This is a genomic window from Mesorhizobium sp. WSM4841, from assembly GCF_055811515.1.
Map to the genome: position 1 here is coordinate 126,552 of NZ_JBVVQC010000009.1, position 16,426 is coordinate 142,977.

Annotated in this window: 24 protein-coding genes; 8 read left to right on the top strand and 16 right to left on the bottom strand. The window is 62.5% G+C overall.

Translation table 11 applies throughout. The features are described from left to right. Complete coding sequence (locus tag AC0L14_RS13565; RefSeq protein ID WP_473525623.1) at positions 1-720, top strand: helix-turn-helix transcriptional regulator; 720 nt, start codon at positions 1-3, stop codon at positions 718-720. 162 nt (positions 721-882) lie between these two features. Here the strand turns inward: AC0L14_RS13565 and AC0L14_RS13570 are convergent, their stop codons facing one another. Then, entirely contained in the window at positions 883-1,581 is a 699-nt protein-coding gene (locus tag AC0L14_RS13570; protein ID WP_473525624.1) for a DUF1013 domain-containing protein, read from the bottom strand. Positions 1,582-1,999: 418 nt separating this feature from the next. On the opposite strand from AC0L14_RS13570, the gene AC0L14_RS13575 reads away from it, so the two are divergent. After that, positions 2,000-2,548 carry a LysE family transporter gene (locus AC0L14_RS13575; protein WP_473749902.1) on the top strand — a complete coding sequence of 183 codons (549 nt, stop codon included), beginning with the start codon at positions 2,000-2,002 and terminating at the stop codon, positions 2,546-2,548. A gap of 189 nt (positions 2,549-2,737) precedes the next feature. Here AC0L14_RS13575 and AC0L14_RS13580 read toward each other — a convergent pair whose 3' ends face one another. Next, a complete protein-coding gene (locus AC0L14_RS13580; RefSeq protein WP_065011316.1) occupies positions 2,738-2,878 on the bottom strand; it encodes a DUF1127 domain-containing protein in 141 nt (46 codons plus the stop codon). 132 nt (positions 2,879-3,010) lie between these two features. Next, positions 3,011-4,024 carry an NAD(P)H-quinone oxidoreductase gene (locus AC0L14_RS13585; RefSeq protein WP_473525625.1) on the bottom strand — a complete coding sequence of 338 codons (1,014 nt, stop codon included), beginning with the start codon at positions 4,022-4,024 and terminating at the stop codon, positions 3,011-3,013. A gap of 187 nt (positions 4,025-4,211) precedes the next feature. On the opposite strand from AC0L14_RS13585, the gene AC0L14_RS13590 reads away from it, so the two are divergent. From AC0L14_RS13590 to AC0L14_RS13600, 3 genes are all read left to right on the top strand, one after another. Then, on the top strand, positions 4,212-4,406 hold the full coding sequence (locus tag AC0L14_RS13590) for a DUF1192 domain-containing protein (protein ID WP_202365646.1): 195 nt from the start codon (positions 4,212-4,214) through the stop codon (positions 4,404-4,406). Between the two features lie 87 nt (positions 4,407-4,493). Then, positions 4,494-5,741, top strand: a complete 1,248-nt coding sequence (locus tag AC0L14_RS13595; RefSeq protein ID WP_473525982.1) for an MFS transporter — start codon at positions 4,494-4,496, stop codon at positions 5,739-5,741. 31 nt (positions 5,742-5,772) lie between these two features. Beyond that, the gene (locus AC0L14_RS13600) at positions 5,773-6,060 is read left to right on the top strand and encodes an ArsR/SmtB family transcription factor (RefSeq protein ID WP_029348743.1); all 288 of its coding nucleotides are present in this window, start codon (positions 5,773-5,775) and stop codon (positions 6,058-6,060) included. A gap of 144 nt (positions 6,061-6,204) precedes the next feature. On the opposite strand, the gene AC0L14_RS13605 is transcribed toward AC0L14_RS13600, so the two are convergent. The 7 genes from AC0L14_RS13605 to AC0L14_RS13635 all read right to left on the bottom strand — a co-directional run bounded on the left by AC0L14_RS13605 (position 6,205) and on the right by AC0L14_RS13635 (position 9,725). Beyond that, entirely contained in the window at positions 6,205-6,579 is a 375-nt protein-coding gene (locus tag AC0L14_RS13605) for a nuclear transport factor 2 family protein (protein WP_473525626.1), read from the bottom strand. A 76-nt stretch (positions 6,580-6,655) separates the two neighbouring features. Further along, positions 6,656-7,264 (bottom strand): glutathione S-transferase family protein, encoded by a 609-nt coding sequence (locus AC0L14_RS13610; protein ID WP_473525627.1) that lies wholly within the window; start codon positions 7,262-7,264, stop codon positions 6,656-6,658. 44 nt (positions 7,265-7,308) lie between these two features. Beyond that, positions 7,309-7,551 carry an SRPBCC domain-containing protein gene (locus AC0L14_RS13615; protein ID WP_473749840.1) on the bottom strand — a complete coding sequence of 81 codons (243 nt, stop codon included), beginning with the start codon at positions 7,549-7,551 and terminating at the stop codon, positions 7,309-7,311. After that, positions 7,488-7,763, bottom strand: a complete 276-nt coding sequence (locus tag AC0L14_RS13620) for an SRPBCC domain-containing protein (protein ID WP_473749841.1) — start codon at positions 7,761-7,763, stop codon at positions 7,488-7,490. Before AC0L14_RS13620 ends, AC0L14_RS13615 begins: the two co-directional genes overlap by 64 nt. Before the next feature lie 10 nt (positions 7,764-7,773). After that, positions 7,774-8,118, bottom strand: a complete 345-nt coding sequence (locus tag AC0L14_RS13625) for an ArsR/SmtB family transcription factor (protein ID WP_473525629.1) — start codon at positions 8,116-8,118, stop codon at positions 7,774-7,776. 5 nt (positions 8,119-8,123) lie between these two features. Continuing rightward, the gene (locus tag AC0L14_RS13630) at positions 8,124-8,780 is read right to left on the bottom strand and encodes a glutathione S-transferase family protein (protein ID WP_473749842.1); all 657 of its coding nucleotides are present in this window, start codon (positions 8,778-8,780) and stop codon (positions 8,124-8,126) included. 63 nt (positions 8,781-8,843) lie between these two features. Continuing rightward, entirely contained in the window at positions 8,844-9,725 is an 882-nt protein-coding gene (locus AC0L14_RS13635; protein ID WP_473525631.1) for an alpha/beta fold hydrolase, read from the bottom strand. 97 nt (positions 9,726-9,822) lie between these two features. On the opposite strand from AC0L14_RS13635, the gene AC0L14_RS13640 reads away from it, so the two are divergent. Next, positions 9,823-10,350 carry a winged helix-turn-helix transcriptional regulator gene (locus tag AC0L14_RS13640; protein ID WP_473525632.1) on the top strand — a complete coding sequence of 176 codons (528 nt, stop codon included), beginning with the start codon at positions 9,823-9,825 and terminating at the stop codon, positions 10,348-10,350. A gap of 80 nt (positions 10,351-10,430) precedes the next feature. Next, positions 10,431-10,661, top strand: a complete 231-nt coding sequence (locus tag AC0L14_RS13645; RefSeq protein ID WP_095495316.1) for a hypothetical protein — start codon at positions 10,431-10,433, stop codon at positions 10,659-10,661. 133 nt (positions 10,662-10,794) lie between these two features. Here the strand turns inward: AC0L14_RS13645 and AC0L14_RS13650 are convergent, their stop codons facing one another. The 3 genes from AC0L14_RS13650 to AC0L14_RS13660 form a co-directional block, all read right to left on the bottom strand. Next, entirely contained in the window at positions 10,795-11,196 is a 402-nt protein-coding gene (locus tag AC0L14_RS13650; RefSeq protein ID WP_095495317.1) for a hypothetical protein, read from the bottom strand. A gap of 244 nt (positions 11,197-11,440) precedes the next feature. Further along, positions 11,441-11,623, bottom strand: coding sequence for a 50S ribosomal protein L32 (rpmF, locus tag AC0L14_RS13655; protein ID WP_029348751.1), 183 nt, complete (start codon positions 11,621-11,623; stop codon positions 11,441-11,443). Between the two features lie 138 nt (positions 11,624-11,761). Further along, positions 11,762-12,532, bottom strand: a complete 771-nt coding sequence (locus AC0L14_RS13660) for a biosynthetic peptidoglycan transglycosylase (RefSeq protein WP_473525633.1) — start codon at positions 12,530-12,532, stop codon at positions 11,762-11,764. Positions 12,533-12,611: 79 nt separating this feature from the next. On the opposite strand from AC0L14_RS13660, the gene AC0L14_RS13665 reads away from it, so the two are divergent. Beyond that, positions 12,612-13,529 carry a polyprenyl synthetase family protein gene (locus AC0L14_RS13665; RefSeq protein WP_473486967.1) on the top strand — a complete coding sequence of 306 codons (918 nt, stop codon included), beginning with the start codon at positions 12,612-12,614 and terminating at the stop codon, positions 13,527-13,529. 27 nt (positions 13,530-13,556) lie between these two features. Here AC0L14_RS13665 and AC0L14_RS13670 read toward each other — a convergent pair whose 3' ends face one another. From AC0L14_RS13670 to AC0L14_RS13680, 3 genes are all read right to left on the bottom strand, one after another. Continuing rightward, positions 13,557-14,465 carry a LysR family transcriptional regulator gene (locus tag AC0L14_RS13670; protein WP_473525634.1) on the bottom strand — a complete coding sequence of 303 codons (909 nt, stop codon included), beginning with the start codon at positions 14,463-14,465 and terminating at the stop codon, positions 13,557-13,559. 273 nt (positions 14,466-14,738) lie between these two features. Next, on the bottom strand, positions 14,739-15,278 hold the full coding sequence (locus AC0L14_RS13675; protein ID WP_473525635.1) for a class I SAM-dependent methyltransferase: 540 nt from the start codon (positions 15,276-15,278) through the stop codon (positions 14,739-14,741). A gap of 274 nt (positions 15,279-15,552) precedes the next feature. Beyond that, entirely contained in the window at positions 15,553-16,425 is an 873-nt protein-coding gene (locus AC0L14_RS13680) for a lytic transglycosylase domain-containing protein (protein WP_473525636.1), read from the bottom strand. Between the last annotated feature and the right edge of the window lies 1 nt (position 16,426).

The window sequence follows — 16,426 nt, forward strand, 5'->3', positions numbered from 1 at the left end:
ATGCGCCGCGCCGACAGGCTCTTCCAGATCGTGCAGCATCTGCGCGGTGGCCGTTTGGTCACCGCCCAGAAGCTGGGCACGTGGCTCGAGGTTTCCGAGCGAACCATCTATCGCGACATCGCCGACCTGCAGTCGACTGGTGTGCCGATCGACGGCGAGGCCGGCGTCGGCTACATGATGAGGGAGGGGTTCGACCTTCCGCCGCTGATGTTCACGCGTGACGAGATCGTGGCGCTGGTCGCCGGCGCCCGCATGGTGCGCGCGTTTGGCGGCGCTGCGATGGCGCGGGCCGCCGACGAGGCGCTGGTCAAGATCGGCGCCGTGCTGCCCGATGCCGAAAAGGACCGCATCGCCCGCACCGAGATCCACACGCCGATGTGGGTGGTGAGCGACGCCGCCCGCGAAGCAATCGACCTGATCGAGCGCGCGGTGGAAAAACGCCAGGTGCTGACCATAGACTACTCCGACGAAGCAGGTCGCAGCACCGCGCGCGACATCAGGCCATTGGGCCTGTGGTTCTGGGGCAAGGTGTGGACGCTGGTCGCCTGGTGCGAGATGCGCGACGATTTTCGCGCTTTCCGCATCGACCGCATCGCTTCAGTGGTGGTCGCCGGCCGCGTCTTCAAGCCGGAGCGCGGCAAGCAGCTCGCCGATTTCTATCGGGCGGTGGAGCGCAGCGAGGACTACGGCATGGCGCCGGACCGGGCCGCGCGAAGCTGACGCTCTTACCTTCTCCCCTTGTTGTGGGAGAAGGTGGATTGGCGCGCAGCGCCAAGACGGTTGAGGGGTGGTAGCTTGAGCGCTGTTGGTGCCAAGCTGGAACACCCCTCATCCGCCCCTTCGGGGCACCTTCTCCCACAACAAGGGGAGAAGACAGGCGCCTCATCTCTCCTCGTCGTCCTTATCCTCGTCCTTCGACTTCAGCGCCGAAAGCTTGGCGAAGACGGCGTTGGCGTCGAGCTCCGCATCCTCGTCCTTTGGCTTCTCCGGCGCCGGCACCAGGCGCTCGGTCAATGCTGCCGGCAGCAGCGTGTCGCCGGCCGGCTGTGCCTGCTCGCGGCCACGCGAGGCGCGGTTGACTTCCATGTCGAGATCGATCTGGGAAGCGAGACCCAGCGTCACCGGATCCATCGGCTGCAGATTGGCCGAGTTCCAGTGCTTTCTGTCGCGGATCTGGTCGATCGTCGACTTGGTCGTGCCGACGAGGCGCGCGATCTGCGCGTCCTTCAACTCGGGATGGTTGCGCACCAGCCAGAGGATGGCGTTGGGCCGGTCCTGGCGCTTCGACAGCGGCGTGTAGCGCGGACCCTTGCGCTTGGATTCCGGCACCCGCACCTTGGGATCGGACAGTTTCAGCCGATGGTTCGGGTCCTTCTCGGCGCGTGCGATCTCGTCGCGGGTCAGCTGGCCGGTCATGATCGGGTCCATGCCCTTGATGCCCTGCGCCGACTCGCCATCGGCGATCGCCTTGACCTCGAGCGGATGCAGCCCGCAGAACTGCGCGATCTGCTCGAAGGACAGCGCGGTGTTGTCGACCAGCCAGACGGCGGTCGCCTTGGGCATCAGCAGCGTGTTGGCCATTATGAGATATCCTTCTCGTTCGCCCGCGTTCCCGCGCGGGCGGTGGTTTTAGAGCCACCAAAATGGGAAATTCGCTGCGTATATAACCACTCCGTTGCCGTTTCGCAACGTTTTTGGAAGGTACTCGCGAGATTGGCGGGAGAGATCGAAACGTGTCAAATCAACCCGTTTGGCTTCGGCACCGTGCTTTCGGCGAGCCGCTCAGCGGGCGCGGCCGATAATCCGGCAAAAAGAGGTCCTCATGTCGGCATTTGCCGACTGTTAGAAGGGACATGTTTCATACACATTTCGCCCTCGGTGGCAGCGGCTGCCTTCAGGAGAGCAGGCCGCCGCCGATGTGGGCTGATCGATGTTGGAAACCGGGCACGCTGTCGCGGCGGGGTTGTTTCCGTTCGCCATTTCCTATGCGCTGTTGGCAATGCTGCCGGGCGCCAATTTTGCTGTCGTCGCGCAGACCGGGCTAACCGCTTCGCGTGCCACAGCGCTTTCGGCAGCCGCTGGTATCGCCCTTGGCGCGAGTTCGTTGGCGGCGATCGTCGCGACGGGAGCCGGCGCGCTGCCGCCGGGGGGCATCGCACACCAGATGGCCGCCAGCCTATACGGCGCAGTGCTGGTCTTCATCGGCTGGAATTCGATGCGGCGGGCGCTGTCTATCAAGACCGGCATCAACGAGCCGAAGCCGGTTCCAATCGCTCGATACTTCCGGCTGGGCTTTGTCACGGCAGTGGCAAATCCTGCCACCGCGCTGTTTTTCGCATTCTCCACGCTGAATTTAAATGCTCGTGGGGCAACTCACCTGTCCGCGGTCGCACTGGTGTTTGCTATTGCGATCGCCTGGTTTGGTCTTCTCGGCCTTTCCATTTCCCAACCGGCCACACGACGATTTTACAGTCATTTCCGAAAGCATGCGGACATCGTGCTGGGAGGAGCCCTGGTGGCGCTCGGTTTTGCCGCACTTGGCTATTGAGACACACGCAACCGCCGCTGCTTGACGGACCTCAAAACGACAAAACCCGCCGGACAGGGTCCAGCGGGCTCGGAACCGGCGACGGGAAACCCGTCTGCTGCGGCTCTGGCTTCTAAAGCAGGATCTCGGACCGAAGCACCACTTCGCGAAAAAGCGGCTTGATGCTTTCGGGCGAGATCACGCTCGAGATCAAAGCGCCTTGCGGGCGATCCTCTCGATGTCACCACGGTTGATGCCGAGGTCGTTGAGCTGACGGGCGTTCAGGCGGTTCAGTTCGCGCACGGTTTCATTGTACATGCGCCAATTACGGAAAGCACGGATCGGGTTCATGGTAGTCCTCCATCGTTTCGATGCCGCTCAAATAGGCATCGTTGATGAAAAGTTGAACAGACGCTTTTGCATGGCCGCAATGCGTTTGTTGCATTGCACAATTAAGGTTTTGTTCAGCTTGTTTACCGACCGTCAGCCGACATCGAGCACGATTTTGCCGATATGGTCGCCGTCCTCCATTCGCTCATGCGCCCGCCACGCTTCCTTGAGCGGGAAGATCATGTCCATGACGGGTGCTACCTTGCGGGTGCCAAGCAGCGGCCACACCTGCGCCTCCAGTGCTGCGGCGACTGCCGCCTTGAATTCGACGGTGCGCGGCCGCAGCATCGAGCCGGTGTGGGTGAGCCGCTTGGCCATCATCTTCGAGAAATCGGCGCTTGCCACCGCCCCGCTCTGCGTGGCGATCTGGACGATGCGGCCTTCCACAGCCGCGGCCTCGTAGTTTCGCGCCACATAGTCGCCGCCGACCATGTCGAGGATGACGTTGGCGCCCTTGCCGCCGGTCGCGTCCTTGACCGCCGCGACGAATTCCTCCTCGCGGTAGTTGATCGCCCGGTCGGCGCCAAGCTTCAGGCAGGCGTCGCACTTCTCCTGGCTGCCGGCGGTGGTGATGACATAGGCGCCGAAGGCCGAGGCGAGCTGGATCGCCGTGGTGCCGATCCCGGACGAGCCGCCATGGACGAGCAGCGTCTCGCCGCTCTTCAGGCCGCCGCGCTCGAAGACATTATGCCAGACGGTGAAGTAGTTTTCCGGTACCGCCGCCGCTTCTGTGTGGGTAAAGCCGGCGGGCAGCGGCAGCACGCTGCCGGCATGGACCTTGACGTATTCGGCATAGCCACCGCCGGGCGTCAGCGCGCAGACCCGGTCGCCGACACGCCAGCGCGATATCTCGTCGCCAAGGGCTGCAACTTCGCCGGACGCTTCGAGACCCGGCAGATCCGACGCACCGGGCGGCGGTGGATAGACGCCCTTGCGCTGCTGCACATCCGGCCGGTTGACACCGGCAGCGCGCACCCGGATCAGGATTTCGCCGGGACCGGGCACGGGCACGTCGCGCGTTTCCGGTTTCAGCACTCGCGGTCCGCCGGGTTCCGAGATCGCAATGGCCGTCATCTTCGCCGGAATCTTGTTCTGTCCACTCGCCATGAATTTTCCCGTCTCGCTTCGCCAGTTTCTTGCCAGCTGCCGGTTTTCTTGCCGACTATTTGCATCCATGCCCCTGCCCTATGTATGCTGATTGCCAAATCAGGCAAATGGCCACTGCAGCGTCGGGCGTTCGATTGGACGCGCAATGGTAGCAGTTTAATTTTTTGCGCATGAGCGAGGAGCGACTATGGCGATCTTCGACGACGAACCCAAAAAGAAAGCCCGCCCGCATGAGATCGGGCAGGATCTGTCGCTGCTTTCCGTCGACGAACTGTCCGAGCGGATCGGCATCTTGCGCGACGAGATCGCCCGGCTCGAAGCCGAGCTCAAGACCAAGAGCACCACCAAATCAGCGGCCGAGGCGCTGTTCCGCCGCGAATAGTTTCCAGAGCCGAATCGCCCGCCGCCGAAAAGCTCGAATGCGGCTGTCTTCAGATCCTCTCTAGATTCCAGCCGGATCAGCTAAATGATGTTTGCAAGCTACCGACCGATCCTCTCGCTGCTTCGCGGCACCGCTTTCCTGCTGGCGGCGACCGGGCTGCACGGGCTGCTGTTGCCGCTGCGCGGCCAGTTGGAAGGCTTCTCGACCGCATCGCTCGGCCTGATGGGCACGGCCTGGGCCGGCGGCTTCGTCACCGGCTGCTTTTTTGCGCCGCGCCTCGTGCGTCGCGCCGGTCACGTACGCGCTTTCGGCGCCTTTGCGGCATCGGGAGCCATCGTCGCGCTGCTCACCGGCCTGATCATCGACGAATATGTCTGGATCCTGCTGCGCGCCTTCACCGGCTTCACCATGGCCGGCGCCTTCATGGTCATCGAAAGCTGGCTGAACGAGAAGTCCACCAACGAGAACCGCGGCACCGTCTTCGGCCTTTACATGATGGTCACCTATGCCTCGATCATGGGCGGCCAGATGATCGTTGCCGGCGGCGACGTGCAGTCGGCCTCGCTGTTCATGATCACCGGTATCCTGTTCTGCCTGTCGCTCATTCCGACCGCAGTGTCGACAGCTTCGCACCCCAAGCCGCTGCAGGACGTCTCGCTCGACGTCAAGGGGCTCTATGTCAATTCGCCGGTGTCGGCGATCGCCTGCGTTCTGATCGGCATCGCTAACGGCGCCTGGGGCACGCTTGGTGCCGTCTATGGCGCCCGTATCGGCATTTCCACGGCCGAGATCGCGCTGATGATGAGCCTGGTGGTCGTCGCCGGCGCCGCCATGCAACTTCCGGCCGGACGTCTCTCCGACAAGACCGACCGCCGCTTTGTGCTGGCGGGCCTGGCCTTTGGCGCGGCGCTGTTCGCCGTCGCGGTCTTCCTGTTCGAGCCGCGCTCCGGCGTCTTCGTCATCATCTGCACCGCCGCCTACGGCGCTTTTGCCTATACGCTGTATTCGATCGCCGTTGCCCATGCCAACGACCACGCCCGGGCGGAGGATTTCGTCAAGGTGTCGGGCGGCCTGCTGCTGCTCTATGGTTTCGGCACGATGGTCGGGCCGCTGCTGGCCGCCGGCCTGATGGGCTGGATGCGGCCGGAAGGCCTGTTCCTTGCGACGGCCTTCGCGCATCTTTGCCTGGCGGGCTATACGCTGCTGCGCATCAGCCGGCGCGCGCCGGTGCCGATCGAAGACCGCGACGCCTTCAAGACGCAACCGGCCGAGCGCTCGATCACGCCGGAAGCATTGCGGCTCGATCCGCGCAGAAAGCCTGAAACCAACGGTTGAGATTTAGAAAACTTTGCCCCACAAATAAGGCATGATGTTTTCTGACGCCTTCATGGCGATTGCCGATCCCAACCGGCGCCATCTTTTGGAAGAGCTCCGGCGCGGCCCGAAGACCGTCAACGAACTGGCCGCCGGGTTGCCAGTCTCGCGCCCGGCTGTTTCGCAGCATCTAAAGGTGCTGCTCGATGCCGGACTGGTCAACGCCAAGCCGGAAGGGACAAGGCGCGTCTATACGGTCAGCAATGCCGGCTTCCTGAAGCTCAACATCTGGCTCGACCAGTTCTGGGATGCAGAGCAGCTTGGCTCGCCCGGAAACTGAGATGCGCCGTCGCGTCTTTGCCAGTAGCGCACCAGGCGCGTCGAGCAGCTCGCCCGGGCCATGCTTTGCTTGCGGGTGCCGAGATCATCGTGGCTGTCGAGAAAGGCACACTGCTCCGTCATACCTCCTCGGCAGGCCGATGAGCTAGGTCAATGGTTGTTGCGGGACGAAAACGCCGTCCTTGTAAGTAGCGCCGAAATAGACCTCGGCGCTGTGCAGCCTACCGTCCTGGAACGAATGCAATTCGGTGTTGCGGAAGACCTTGCCGTCGAGCGTTTCGCAGCGATAGAGAACGAAAGCACCGTTGCCGTCCTCGCAAATCCTCTCGACGGCGATCGACTTGAACAGCGTGCTGTTCGGCCAGCAGCGCGCGAAGTAGGTCGCGCGGTCGATGGCGTCGTCGTAGGGGCTGGTGAAGGTGAAATCGTCTGTCAGCACCGCCTTGATGACGCTGCGGTCGTTGGCTTGGTAGGCGGCGAAGTAACTGCGGATCAGATCCGATCTGCTTTTGACAGGCATGGCGAAAGCTCCTTAGGATTCAGGTGCTTGGCGTTGAGCCACATATCGTCCCATTGAAACAGTGTCGGGCATCGGCCTAAGCGTTCCAGCTTGGACGTTTCTGAACACGGTCGAGCCAATGATGGACATTGACGAGCGAGTCCGGGATGTCGGCTCCGAAGAAGGCGCCAAGCCACGCTGCGACGGCGGCGGTGATGTCGGCGACGGAGTACTGGTCGCCGGCGATGAACCGGCGGCCATCGGCGATCTCGCGGTCAAGCCACGCCCACTTTGCCGGAACGGCTTCGCGCTGCGCTTCGGCGAAAGCCGGGAACTGCACGAGCCGCTCCGCAAACATGGGATCGGAATGCTGGGCAATGCTGCCAATCGTTCCGAAGATCTCGATCTCGGCGCGGCGGTTCCACATCTCGACCTTGCCTTGGCTGACCGCGTCTGAGCCGAACAGTGCCGGCGTTGGATGAAGCGCCTCCAGATAGCGGCAGATGGCGATGCTTTCGGTGATCACCGTCCCGTCATCGAGCACGAGCACGGGAATCTGGCCTAGTGAGTTGAGCTCAAGGAATTGCGGCGCCTTGTGCTCGCCTTTTGTCAGGTCGACTTCAACCCGCGGAACGTCGATGCCTTTCTCAGCCATGAAGATGCGAACGCGGTAGGAATTCGGGCCAATGCCGCAGTAGAGTTTCATACTGTCCTCCCGATTCTGCTGGTCTTTGGCTCAGGCTGCGGCGCTCACGCGCATTCCACCCGCAGGTTGTCGAGCATCTGGCTCCAGCCAGCCTGATGGTTTTCGGGCTGATCATGGCCGTCAAGAAAGGCGCCTTGCTCGGTCATCACCAGCCGGCAGCCTGTGCCTTCTGGACTGAATTCAACCGTCAGCAGGCCGACAAACAATCGCTGGCCGCTGCTGGTCATGCCACCAGCCGAGACGATACGCTGGTCGCGCACGATGTCGAGGTAGCGCGTCTCGTGCACATAACTCTCGCCACCCTTGGGTCCAAACGGCTGAGCGCAATGCCGCCCACCTGGAACTCGAAGCAGTCAATGCTGCTTTCCCACCCCTCGCCGGGCGAGCCCCAGCGCTGCAATGCGGCGGGATCGGACCAGGCGGCGAACACCCGCGCCGGCGAAGCGTCGTAGCTGCGTTCGAGCACTATGGTCGAATGGACGACGGAGCGTTCGCTCATGTTGGCCTCCTCAGTTTCCTTCAGTTTCGTCCTTGGTTTCCGCGAGAAAGGCGCCGAGTCGGTCGAGCCGCTGTTCCCAGGCCAGGCGCCGTTCGTTGATCCAGTGTTCGGCGGTCCTCAGCGCCTTCGGCTCGATATGGCAGGTGCGCACCCGGCCGAGCTTTTCGGTGCGGACGAGACCGCTCGCCTCGAGCACGTTCAGGTGCTGGACGACCGCCGACAGCGACATCGCCAGCGGCTCGGCCAACTGGCTTACCGAGGCGGGGCCGCACGACAGCCGCTCCACCATGTGCCGCCGCGCCGGGTCGGCGAGCGCCTGGAACATCAGGTCGAGCTGGGCGGTATCCTGCAGCATCGGGCTTAGCCGTTGTTGTAGGGGAAGAGCTTGAAATAGGGCTGCGCTTCCTCGATCACGCGGGCGACAGATGGGCGTTTCAGCAACCGGTCGTGATAGCGTCTCACCGCCGGATATTTGTCGCCGAACGGCTCGACCTTGTTGGCGTAGAACAATGCCGGGGCGGCGGCGCAATCGGCCATCGTGAAGGCCTCGCCCATCGCCCATGTCCTCGACTGCATGTCCTGTTCGATGATGGCGTAGGCGCTGCGCAGCTGGGCGCGCGCCTCCTCGACGCCGAACGGATCGGTCTTGCCTTCCGGCCGCAGGCGGTCGCCGACGATCTTCTGCATCGGGTGCTGCACGTAAAAGTCATAGAAGCGGTCGGCGAGGCGGGTCTGGCGGGCGAGATCGATATCGGCAGGGATCAGCTCGACCGGTCCGGGATAATACGCGTTGAGATATTCGATGACGATCGTCGATTCCGGCACCGTCCGGTCCAGCGCTTCATCGCGCAGCACCGGCATCTTACCCGCCGGCGACAATTTCAGGAACGCCGCGCGCGACTGTTCATTGCCGAGATCGACGACGACCGACGTGAACGGCTTGCCGTTCTCATAGAGCGCGATCAGCGGCTTCCAGCAGAAGGAGGCCAGCGGATGGAGATGCATCGTCAAGGACATCGTTTTGCTCGTTCCCTTGGTGGTTCGCCGCTGCATGGTTTACAGAGCTCAACACTGAAGCGATTACTTAACTATTGCCGATGGTGTGTCAAGGTCCGGCTCCGCGCTTATCTGGCCTTGGCTATGGGCGACGATGGCATCAACGATCGTGGTCCAATCGTCGGGATGGAGTTCGTGGCCGCCGCCTTCGATACGGACAAGCCTCGCGCCGGCAACCGCTTCGGCGAGAGCGGCGCCATGCTCGACCGGAAAGATCGGATCGTCGGTGCCGTGGATAACGAGGAGCGGCGCCGTCATTTGACCCAGCCGCCCCTTCCAGTCCTCCCCGCCCTTGAGCATGAAATGATTGGTCGCGCTTAGAAAACCGCCGGACCGGTCGTAGTCCTGTTCGACGAAGGCCCTCGTTCGCTTCTCGTCGAAGGGATGCGCGGTGCCTGCGATCGCGTGCGCGTCCTTGACGATGAAGTCGATCACCTGGGCTCGGTCAGACCAGTCGACCTTCGCGCCTTCGGCCGAATGCTTCATATAAGCCTCGGTCGTGCCAGGCAGATGCGACGTGTCGATTCCTACAGGAGAAGTGCTGATCGCCGTGAGCGAGACGACCCGCGACGGATATTTCAGCGCCACAAGCTGCGCGATCATGCCGCCCATCGACATGCCGACCACATGCGCTTTCGCGACGCCATGGCCGTCAAGAACGCGGATGGCGTCGTCCGCCATGTCGTCGAATGTGTACGGCGGCTCGCCCGGCGCATATTTGATCGAACGGCCGGTATCTCGATTGTCATAGCGGATCACGAACAGACCCTTGCCGGCCAGTGTCCGGCAGAACGCCTCCGGCCACCAGAGCATAGAAGCCATGGCGCCCATGATCAGCAGCACCGATGGGTGCGCGGGGTCGCCAAATGTCTGGGACGCGATTTCGGGTTCCGCAGCCTTCATCATGATCGCAGTCTCCTCCTTATAAACTGATTGCATTTTGCAATCAGTTGCACGATAATAAAACTGATATGATAATGCAACCGGTTTCTTGGAGAATCGCATGAGCATCGATCGCCGGTCTGGGTGCCCGATCAACCTGTCGCTTGAAGTGTTTGGCGACCGGTGGAGCCTGATCATTCTTCGCGACATGATTTTCGGCGGCAAACGCCACTTTCGCGACCTGCTCAACGGATCGCTGGAACGCATCGCTTCCAACATTCTCGCCGATCGGCTGAAGCGGCTGATGGATCTCGGCATGCTGACCAGGGCCGACGATCCCACCCACAAGCAGAAGGCGATCTACAGCCTGACCGAAATGGCGATAACGCTGGTGCCGATCCTGGCGCATCTCGGCGCCTGGGGTCGCGTCTGGCTGCCGGTCAGCGAGGAACTCTCGATCCGCGCCGAGCTTCTGGAAAAGGGCGGCCCGCCGATGTGGGAAAAGTTCATGGACGAACTGCGCCATGAACATCTGGGCACGCCTTCCAACACGCCGCCGGATGCCACCGTACGTGCTAGTTTGCAGGCTGGATACGAGGCGGTTGTCGCCCGAAAGGCGCCGGGCGCCGGGTGCGATCCTGACGCCTGACAAACTTATTTTCCCCATCGCAGACCGGCTCTGCTATTAAAGGGATTGAAAGCTATAATTTGCGGGATTGGAAAAAGCCCTTGGTTGAGAACTCTAAGGATACTGCCCGCGCGCGGGCCGATTTGCGTTTCAAGAAGCAGGAAGAGGCAGCCACGGTTCGTCAGAAGGCGATGGCGGAATATGTCGCCGAGAGCGACGCCCGCCAGATAAAGACCAACAAACTGAGGGCGCTGCGCCTCGCCAAGGAAGCGGAAGACCTCGCCAATGCGCCTGCTGCTCCGGCAAAGAAGCCGCGCGCCAAGAAAAAATAGAGCTGGTTCCTTGCGCATGACGCTGGAAGCCGGAATCGGTTTCCGGAAAAGATCATGCGCTGATTCAAAGCAGCCGCCACCGCGGGCATCAAGACGGCTGGCTTCACCGCCGATCCAGGCTAAGGCCGGGCCTCTAGTTCACGTTTATGTCACGAGTGGCCGCCCGCATCGACACCGAGAAACCGGCCAGGACGTCGACCAGTGCGATGACCATCAGCGTGAAGAAGACCGAGTGCGCCGCACCCTTCACCAGCAGGAACTCGACCAGGAACGCCACGAAGACGAAGGTCGACAACAGGTGGTCCATGACCGACGCGTTTGACGTGCGCGTCGATTTCACGATTTCGATGAAGAAGAGGATCAGCCCGATCAGCACGATCAGATCGCCGAGCGTCATCGAGAACACCCCGCCCGACATCATGCGGATCGAGAACATTTCGCTTGCCCAGGGATCGTCGCCGCCGCCGAATATTCCCAGAAGCCCGAGATTATAGAGGACGAAGGGCACGATCAGCAGCGGGATGGCACCGAACATCAGGCGGCTCCGGTTGGACAGCCTTCTCTAGTATGCGCTCGGCGTTCGCCGTCAAGAAATTTCGCACATGACCGCGAACACGGACAAAGACCGTGCGAAATAACAGTGCCAGCCGGCCCGGCCGCCATCCGGCATGGCCGCTGGGCTGTTCGAAGATGATCCGGTGGGCGATCATCTGCGCACAATGCAAAAAGACCGGCGCAATGGCCGGTCCTTCGATAGTCACAAACCGTCGAAAGCTGTTTCAGCTTTCCTTCGGTTCCAGAACCTGGCGACCGCGATACATGCCGGTCTTCATGTCGATATGATGCGGGCGGCGCATCTCGCCGGAATTCTTGTCCTCGACATAAGTCGGGGCCTTCAAGGCGTCGGCCGAACGGCGCATGCCGCGCTTCGACGGAGAGGTTTTTCGTTTCGGTACGGCCATGGATATGCTCCACTACATGGTCAAAATGCCCCGGCTGCCCTCGTGAAAGGGCCGCGTCAGGGGCCGGAATCTGAGAAAGTCGGGTGCCTATACACGCCCTGCGCAGTTTTGGCCAGCGCCGTCGCGAAATTTTTTAAGCTATCGCAGACAGCCGACATAGGCGCCGGACCGACCCGCGCGCCGCTCGATCAGCGCGGCCAGCCGTCTCAGTCCCGGTCCGGGTTTCGCCGGGTTGCGTGCGATCGGGTTCGGCAAGGTGACGGCAAGCAGTGCCGCCTGGCGACGCGACAATCGTTTTGCCGAAACTCCGAAATGGTGCTGGGCGGCGGCCTCGATGCCATAGATGCCCGGCCCCCATTCGGCGATATTGAGATAGATTTCCATGATGCGCCGTTTCGACATCACCATGTCGACATAGACGGCCAGCGGCAGCTCGACGACTTTCCGGACCGAGCCCAGCGGCCGCGACCACAGATAAAGGTTCTTCACCGTCTGCATGGTAATGGTGGATGCGCCGCGCGTCATCTCCCCGGCCAAGGCATCGTCGACGACGCCCCTCAACTCGCCAAGGTCGATGCCGTGATGGAAACAGAACTGCCCGTCCTCCGACATGATGACCGAATTCGCAAGCGCCGGCGCCACATCGTCGATCGAGACCCAGCGCCGGTCATAGCCGGAAAACGTCGCCAGATCCTTCAGCATCAGTGTCGATACCGGATGCACGAACGGCGGCAGATAGAGAAAGGTCAACACCACCGGCATCAGCGCCAGCACGACGGCGACGGTGATACCGCGCCGGACCCAGTGCCGGGGCCAACGTTTGAGACCGATGCGGTTGCCGCGTTTCGGCCTCACCATGTCCAGCCCTTCGGTTTCGTGATCGACGATCGGTTCCGCCAAGCCGCTCAATCCATGCTGCTCCCTGCCCCGGCATAATGGCGCTTGGCTTCTTGCGCAACGTCTGAGTGTCGGCTACCCCGTCCCCGGCATGACGAAAGACGATCAAATACCGTTCGAGGCAGCGCTTGTCGCACGCACAGGGCCGATCGAGGCGCTGCTCAGGCAGCTGCTCGGCGACCGCCCGCTTTCAGGCGAGATCGCGCGGCCGCAGCGTCTGATGGAGGCGATGCGCCACGGCGTGCTGAACGGCGGCAAGCGCCTGCGCCCTTTCCTGGTCATGGAAAGCGCCGCGCTGTTTTCCGCCGACGGCGAGGCGGCGCTGCGCGTGGCGGCCGCGCTCGAATGCGTGCATTGCTATTCGCTGATCCATGACGATCTGCCGGCCATGGACGACGACGATTTGCGCCGCGGCCAGCCGACCGTGCACAAGGCCTTCGACGAGGCGACCGCCATCCTCGCCGGCGACGCCTTGCTGGCGCTCGCCTTCGACATCATTGCCGACGAAGCGACGATGCTGCCGGCCGAGCGACGGGCGGCGCTGGTGCTGGCGCTGGCCCGCGCCGCCGGAGCCGGCGGCATGGTCGGCGGCCAGATGCTCGATCTTGAAGCCGAGCGTATCAGGCCGGACGAAGCCGGCATCATCCGGCTTCAGGCGATGAAGACCGGTGCGTTGATCCGCTTCGCCTGCGAGGCGGGCGCAATCCTTGCCGGCGCGCCAGCGGCCGACCGTGAAAGACTGGCGGAATTCGGCTCGGCGATCGGGCTTGCTTTTCAACTTGCCGACGACCTGCTCGATCTGACGGCGGATGCGCACCAGATGGGCAAGGCGACCGGCAAGGATGCCGCCGCCGGCAAGGCGACGCTGGTGGCACTGCACGGCGCGAACTGGGCGCGGGACCAACTTCAAGGCCTCGTCGACCAGGCCCACGCCTTGCTTCATCCCTATGGCGAAGACGCCGTGGTTCTGAAGCAGGCAGCGAAATTCGTGGCGGCCCGCAACAGCTGACGCTGTTCCAACTGTACTCCCGGCGTCTTACGGCGCGCCATGTAGCCAAGGGGGGTTGGTGAACTGTTCGGCCAGAAAATCCACGAACACGCGCACACGCGGCGACAGAATTCGACCAGGCGGATAAACAGCGCAGATTGGCGGTCCGTCATGATGATTGTATCCGGTGAGCAATGCGGTCAGCCTGCCTGCCCTGATGTCCGGCCCGACCAATATCTCCGACATGCGGATGATGCCGACGCCGGCGAGCGCCAGCCGGCGCAGGGCTTCGGTGCTGTTGGCCTCTATCGGGCTGCGGATACGCATGCTTTGCGGACCGTCCGGGCCGTCGAATTCCCAGATGTTGAGGCCGCCGCGTGATGTGATGCCGAGACATGTATGATGTTGAAGGTCGCCTGGCGTCATCGGTGTGCCGTGTTTTTCGAGATACCGAGCTGACGCGCAAATGACACGGTGATTGGGCGCCAGCCGCCGCATCACCAGCCTGGAATCGCTCTGGGCGGCAACACGCACGGCGACATCCGTCTCCTCAGCCAACAGGTCAATGATCGCATCTGTAAACATCAGCTCGAGCTCAATGGCCGGGTAGCGATCGATGAAAGCCGGCAACAACGGCACGATCAAACGATGGCCGAAGGCGCTCGGAAGACTGACGCGCAGCCGGCCGCGCGGTTCTGCGCCGGGTTGAATCGCGATTTCAGCCTCTTTGATGTCGCTCAGGATACGGCGGGCGCTGTCGGCATAGGTGCTGCCTTCCGCCGTCAAGCTGATGCGCCGCGTCGAGCGCTGCAGCAAGCGCACGCCAAGGCGGGATTCCAGGCGACCTACGATTTTGCTGACGGCCGAGGGGGTCATCCGCAGCCGGCGCGCCGCCGCCGAGAAGTCGCCTTCCTCGACAACCGACAGGAACACACCCATCGTTTCTTGCCGGTCCATGTCATCTATTCCATTTCGTCACAGGTAAACGGAATTTATCACCGATTATCGGCGCACGCACTAAATAATATGATTTCCTCCTCAGCATCCAAAAATACTGGCGAGGAGGTGCGATGCGTTCAGAACAGCCAAACCTGCGCGATGCTCACGAACTGCATCGGTGGGCACGTCGCCAGCGCAGCGCCGCAATTGGCCGGTTATGCCTTCAGATTGTCCGCGTGCTGATTCGGTCAAGGCAAAAGATGAGGAACCGCTCAAAGAGCAACGTCCGGGCTAGCGCAGCCGGCCGATCGGAATGATTTCGGGCGATGTCGGAGCGTATGGCTCGCCACGCCAACTGCCGAGCCATTCTTCGACGACCAGCCCGGTCTGGTCCAGCATCTGCGCAAGGCTTTCCTTTGTCGGGACGGCGATTTTCGATTCGGCGCTGAGCACCCGTCCGCTGTCGGGAATTTCGTAATGGGTGGAGTAAGTGACGACACCGCTAGCGGGATCGTGGCGGAAATCGTTCCACGCTCTTACCGTGCCCAATCCGGGATGACTCAGTTCCCGTTGCGACCGTTCCGGCGTCCACTCGAGCCATTCCTCCGTGGCTGGTTTTCGCGTGTCGAAGATGAAGCGCCCATCGGGAGCCAGATGAGCAGCGATCGTGCGAAGCACCGCCTGTCGATCTTCTGGCGTGAGGAACACCTGGAAGGCGCGCCCGGTCAAAAGCACCAGATCGAAGCGTCGTCCGAGCCGGACGTTTCGCGCATCGGCCTCGACCCAGTCGACCCTCTGCCCGCCGGCTCTGCGGCGGGCGATATCGAGCATCGCCGGCGCCGGTCACCCTGCGCCGGTCGGCGAGCGCGGCGGCCAATTGTCCGGTGCCGCAGCCGAGGTCGAGAACGCAGCCCGCATACTGGCAAAGCCGACGCAATAGTAGAAGTCCACGCCGCCTTCGTTCTCGATATCGTAGAACTGGACGAGATCGGGATCGCCTAGAGACGGTCGATCATCGTGGGCCTATCGCTCGAGCCATGGATCAGCAGAATTCGTGAAATGAAAGCACAGCTTCGGCGGTTTGGCGGCCAATCAGTCGGTAACCCTACCGATTCCGCACCACAATGCATGCACCGCCGACGCTTTGCAGTTTCTGGCAGATGTTGTCGGCCTTGGCTTTGGAGTCGGCGCCGATCCGGACCGCATAGATGCCGCGCCTGCCGATCGGCGAGCGCACCCGGCTGACCACCGGATTATGCCCGCCAAGCAAAGCCGGAAACCGGCGCTTCACACCAGTCCATTGATTGAGCGCGGCGGCGCGGCGGAAATTGCCGGCCACCTGCACGCCCCACGGCTTGATGTTGATCGACGCCATGGCCACGGTTTGGGACTTGATGACCGGCAGCTTGCGGCAGGCGACCGCGAAGCTCGCTTTCTTGTCGAGCGGCTGGATGGTGCCGGTATAGGCGGTGTCGGTGAACCTGTCGGCCGGCTCGCCCATGATGTCCAGAACGTAGTCTTCGGTCTCCATCGGCAGGAAGCCACCGGAACTCAGCCAGCGCGATACCCGGCTTTCACCGGCATTGTAGGCGGCGGCGGCCAGGCCCAGATTGCCGAAGCCGGTCTTCATTTCGGCGAGATATTTTGCCGAGGCGGGGATGGCCTGCTCGATATCGAAGGAGTTGGCGAGACCGCGTATCTTGGCGGTGCCCGGCATGAACTGGGCTATGCCTTCGGCGCCGACCGGACTGACCGCATTGGGATCGAAGCGGCTTTCCTTCCAGATCAGCCGGGCAAAGAAATCCTTGGGCAGGCCGTTTTGATCCGCATGGGCCTCGATCAAGTTGCAAACACGGTCGAGCAGCCGCTGCTTGGCGGGGCGCGGCGGATCGGCGTGGGCGGCTGTCGCCCAGCCCAGCCCACCAAGCAAAACCAATCCACCAAGCAAAATCGGCGTCGCCCAGCGGAAGCGCCGCATC

Excerpts from the sequence above, each read along its gene's own strand:
- AC0L14_RS13680 (WP_473525636.1), bottom strand. The coding sequence starts at position 16,425 with ATGCGGCGCTTCCGCTGGGCGACGCCGATTTTGCTTGGTGGATTGGTT.
- AC0L14_RS13575 (WP_473749902.1), top strand. The coding sequence starts at position 2,000 with ATGCTGCCGGGCGCCAATTTTGCTGTCGTCGCGCAGACCGGGCTAACC.
- AC0L14_RS13620 (WP_473749841.1), bottom strand. The coding sequence starts at position 7,763 with ATGAGCGAACGCTCCGTCGTCCATTCGACCATAGTGCTCGAACGCAGC.
- AC0L14_RS13675 (WP_473525635.1), bottom strand. The coding sequence starts at position 15,278 with ATGCTCGATATCGCCCGCCGCAGAGCCGGCGGGCAGAGGGTCGACTGG.
- AC0L14_RS13665 (WP_473486967.1), top strand. The coding sequence starts at position 12,612 with ATGACGAAAGACGATCAAATACCGTTCGAGGCAGCGCTTGTCGCACGC.
- AC0L14_RS13605 (WP_473525626.1), bottom strand. The coding sequence starts at position 6,579 with ATGCCTGTCAAAAGCAGATCGGATCTGATCCGCAGTTACTTCGCCGCC.
- AC0L14_RS13600 (WP_029348743.1), top strand. The coding sequence starts at position 5,773 with ATGATGTTTTCTGACGCCTTCATGGCGATTGCCGATCCCAACCGGCGC.
- AC0L14_RS13650 (WP_095495317.1), bottom strand. The coding sequence starts at position 11,196 with ATGTTCGGTGCCATCCCGCTGCTGATCGTGCCCTTCGTCCTCTATAAT.
- AC0L14_RS13610 (WP_473525627.1), bottom strand. The coding sequence starts at position 7,264 with ATGAAACTCTACTGCGGCATTGGCCCGAATTCCTACCGCGTTCGCATC.
- rpmF (WP_029348751.1), bottom strand. The coding sequence starts at position 11,623 with ATGGCCGTACCGAAACGAAAAACCTCTCCGTCGAAGCGCGGCATGCGC.
- AC0L14_RS13595 (WP_473525982.1), top strand. The coding sequence starts at position 4,494 with ATGTTTGCAAGCTACCGACCGATCCTCTCGCTGCTTCGCGGCACCGCT.
- AC0L14_RS13625 (WP_473525629.1), bottom strand. The coding sequence starts at position 8,118 with ATGCTGCAGGATACCGCCCAGCTCGACCTGATGTTCCAGGCGCTCGCC.
- AC0L14_RS13635 (WP_473525631.1), bottom strand. The coding sequence starts at position 9,725 with ATGATGAAGGCTGCGGAACCCGAAATCGCGTCCCAGACATTTGGCGAC.
- AC0L14_RS13630 (WP_473749842.1), bottom strand. The coding sequence starts at position 8,780 with ATGTCCTTGACGATGCATCTCCATCCGCTGGCCTCCTTCTGCTGGAAG.
- AC0L14_RS13580 (WP_065011316.1), bottom strand. The coding sequence starts at position 2,878 with ATGAACCCGATCCGTGCTTTCCGTAATTGGCGCATGTACAATGAAACC.
- AC0L14_RS13640 (WP_473525632.1), top strand. The coding sequence starts at position 9,823 with ATGAGCATCGATCGCCGGTCTGGGTGCCCGATCAACCTGTCGCTTGAA.
- AC0L14_RS13590 (WP_202365646.1), top strand. The coding sequence starts at position 4,212 with ATGGCGATCTTCGACGACGAACCCAAAAAGAAAGCCCGCCCGCATGAG.
- AC0L14_RS13565 (WP_473525623.1), top strand. The coding sequence starts at position 1 with ATGCGCCGCGCCGACAGGCTCTTCCAGATCGTGCAGCATCTGCGCGGT.
- AC0L14_RS13670 (WP_473525634.1), bottom strand. The coding sequence starts at position 14,465 with ATGGACCGGCAAGAAACGATGGGTGTGTTCCTGTCGGTTGTCGAGGAA.
- AC0L14_RS13570 (WP_473525624.1), bottom strand. The coding sequence starts at position 1,581 with ATGGCCAACACGCTGCTGATGCCCAAGGCGACCGCCGTCTGGCTGGTC.
- AC0L14_RS13585 (WP_473525625.1), bottom strand. The coding sequence starts at position 4,024 with ATGGCGAGTGGACAGAACAAGATTCCGGCGAAGATGACGGCCATTGCG.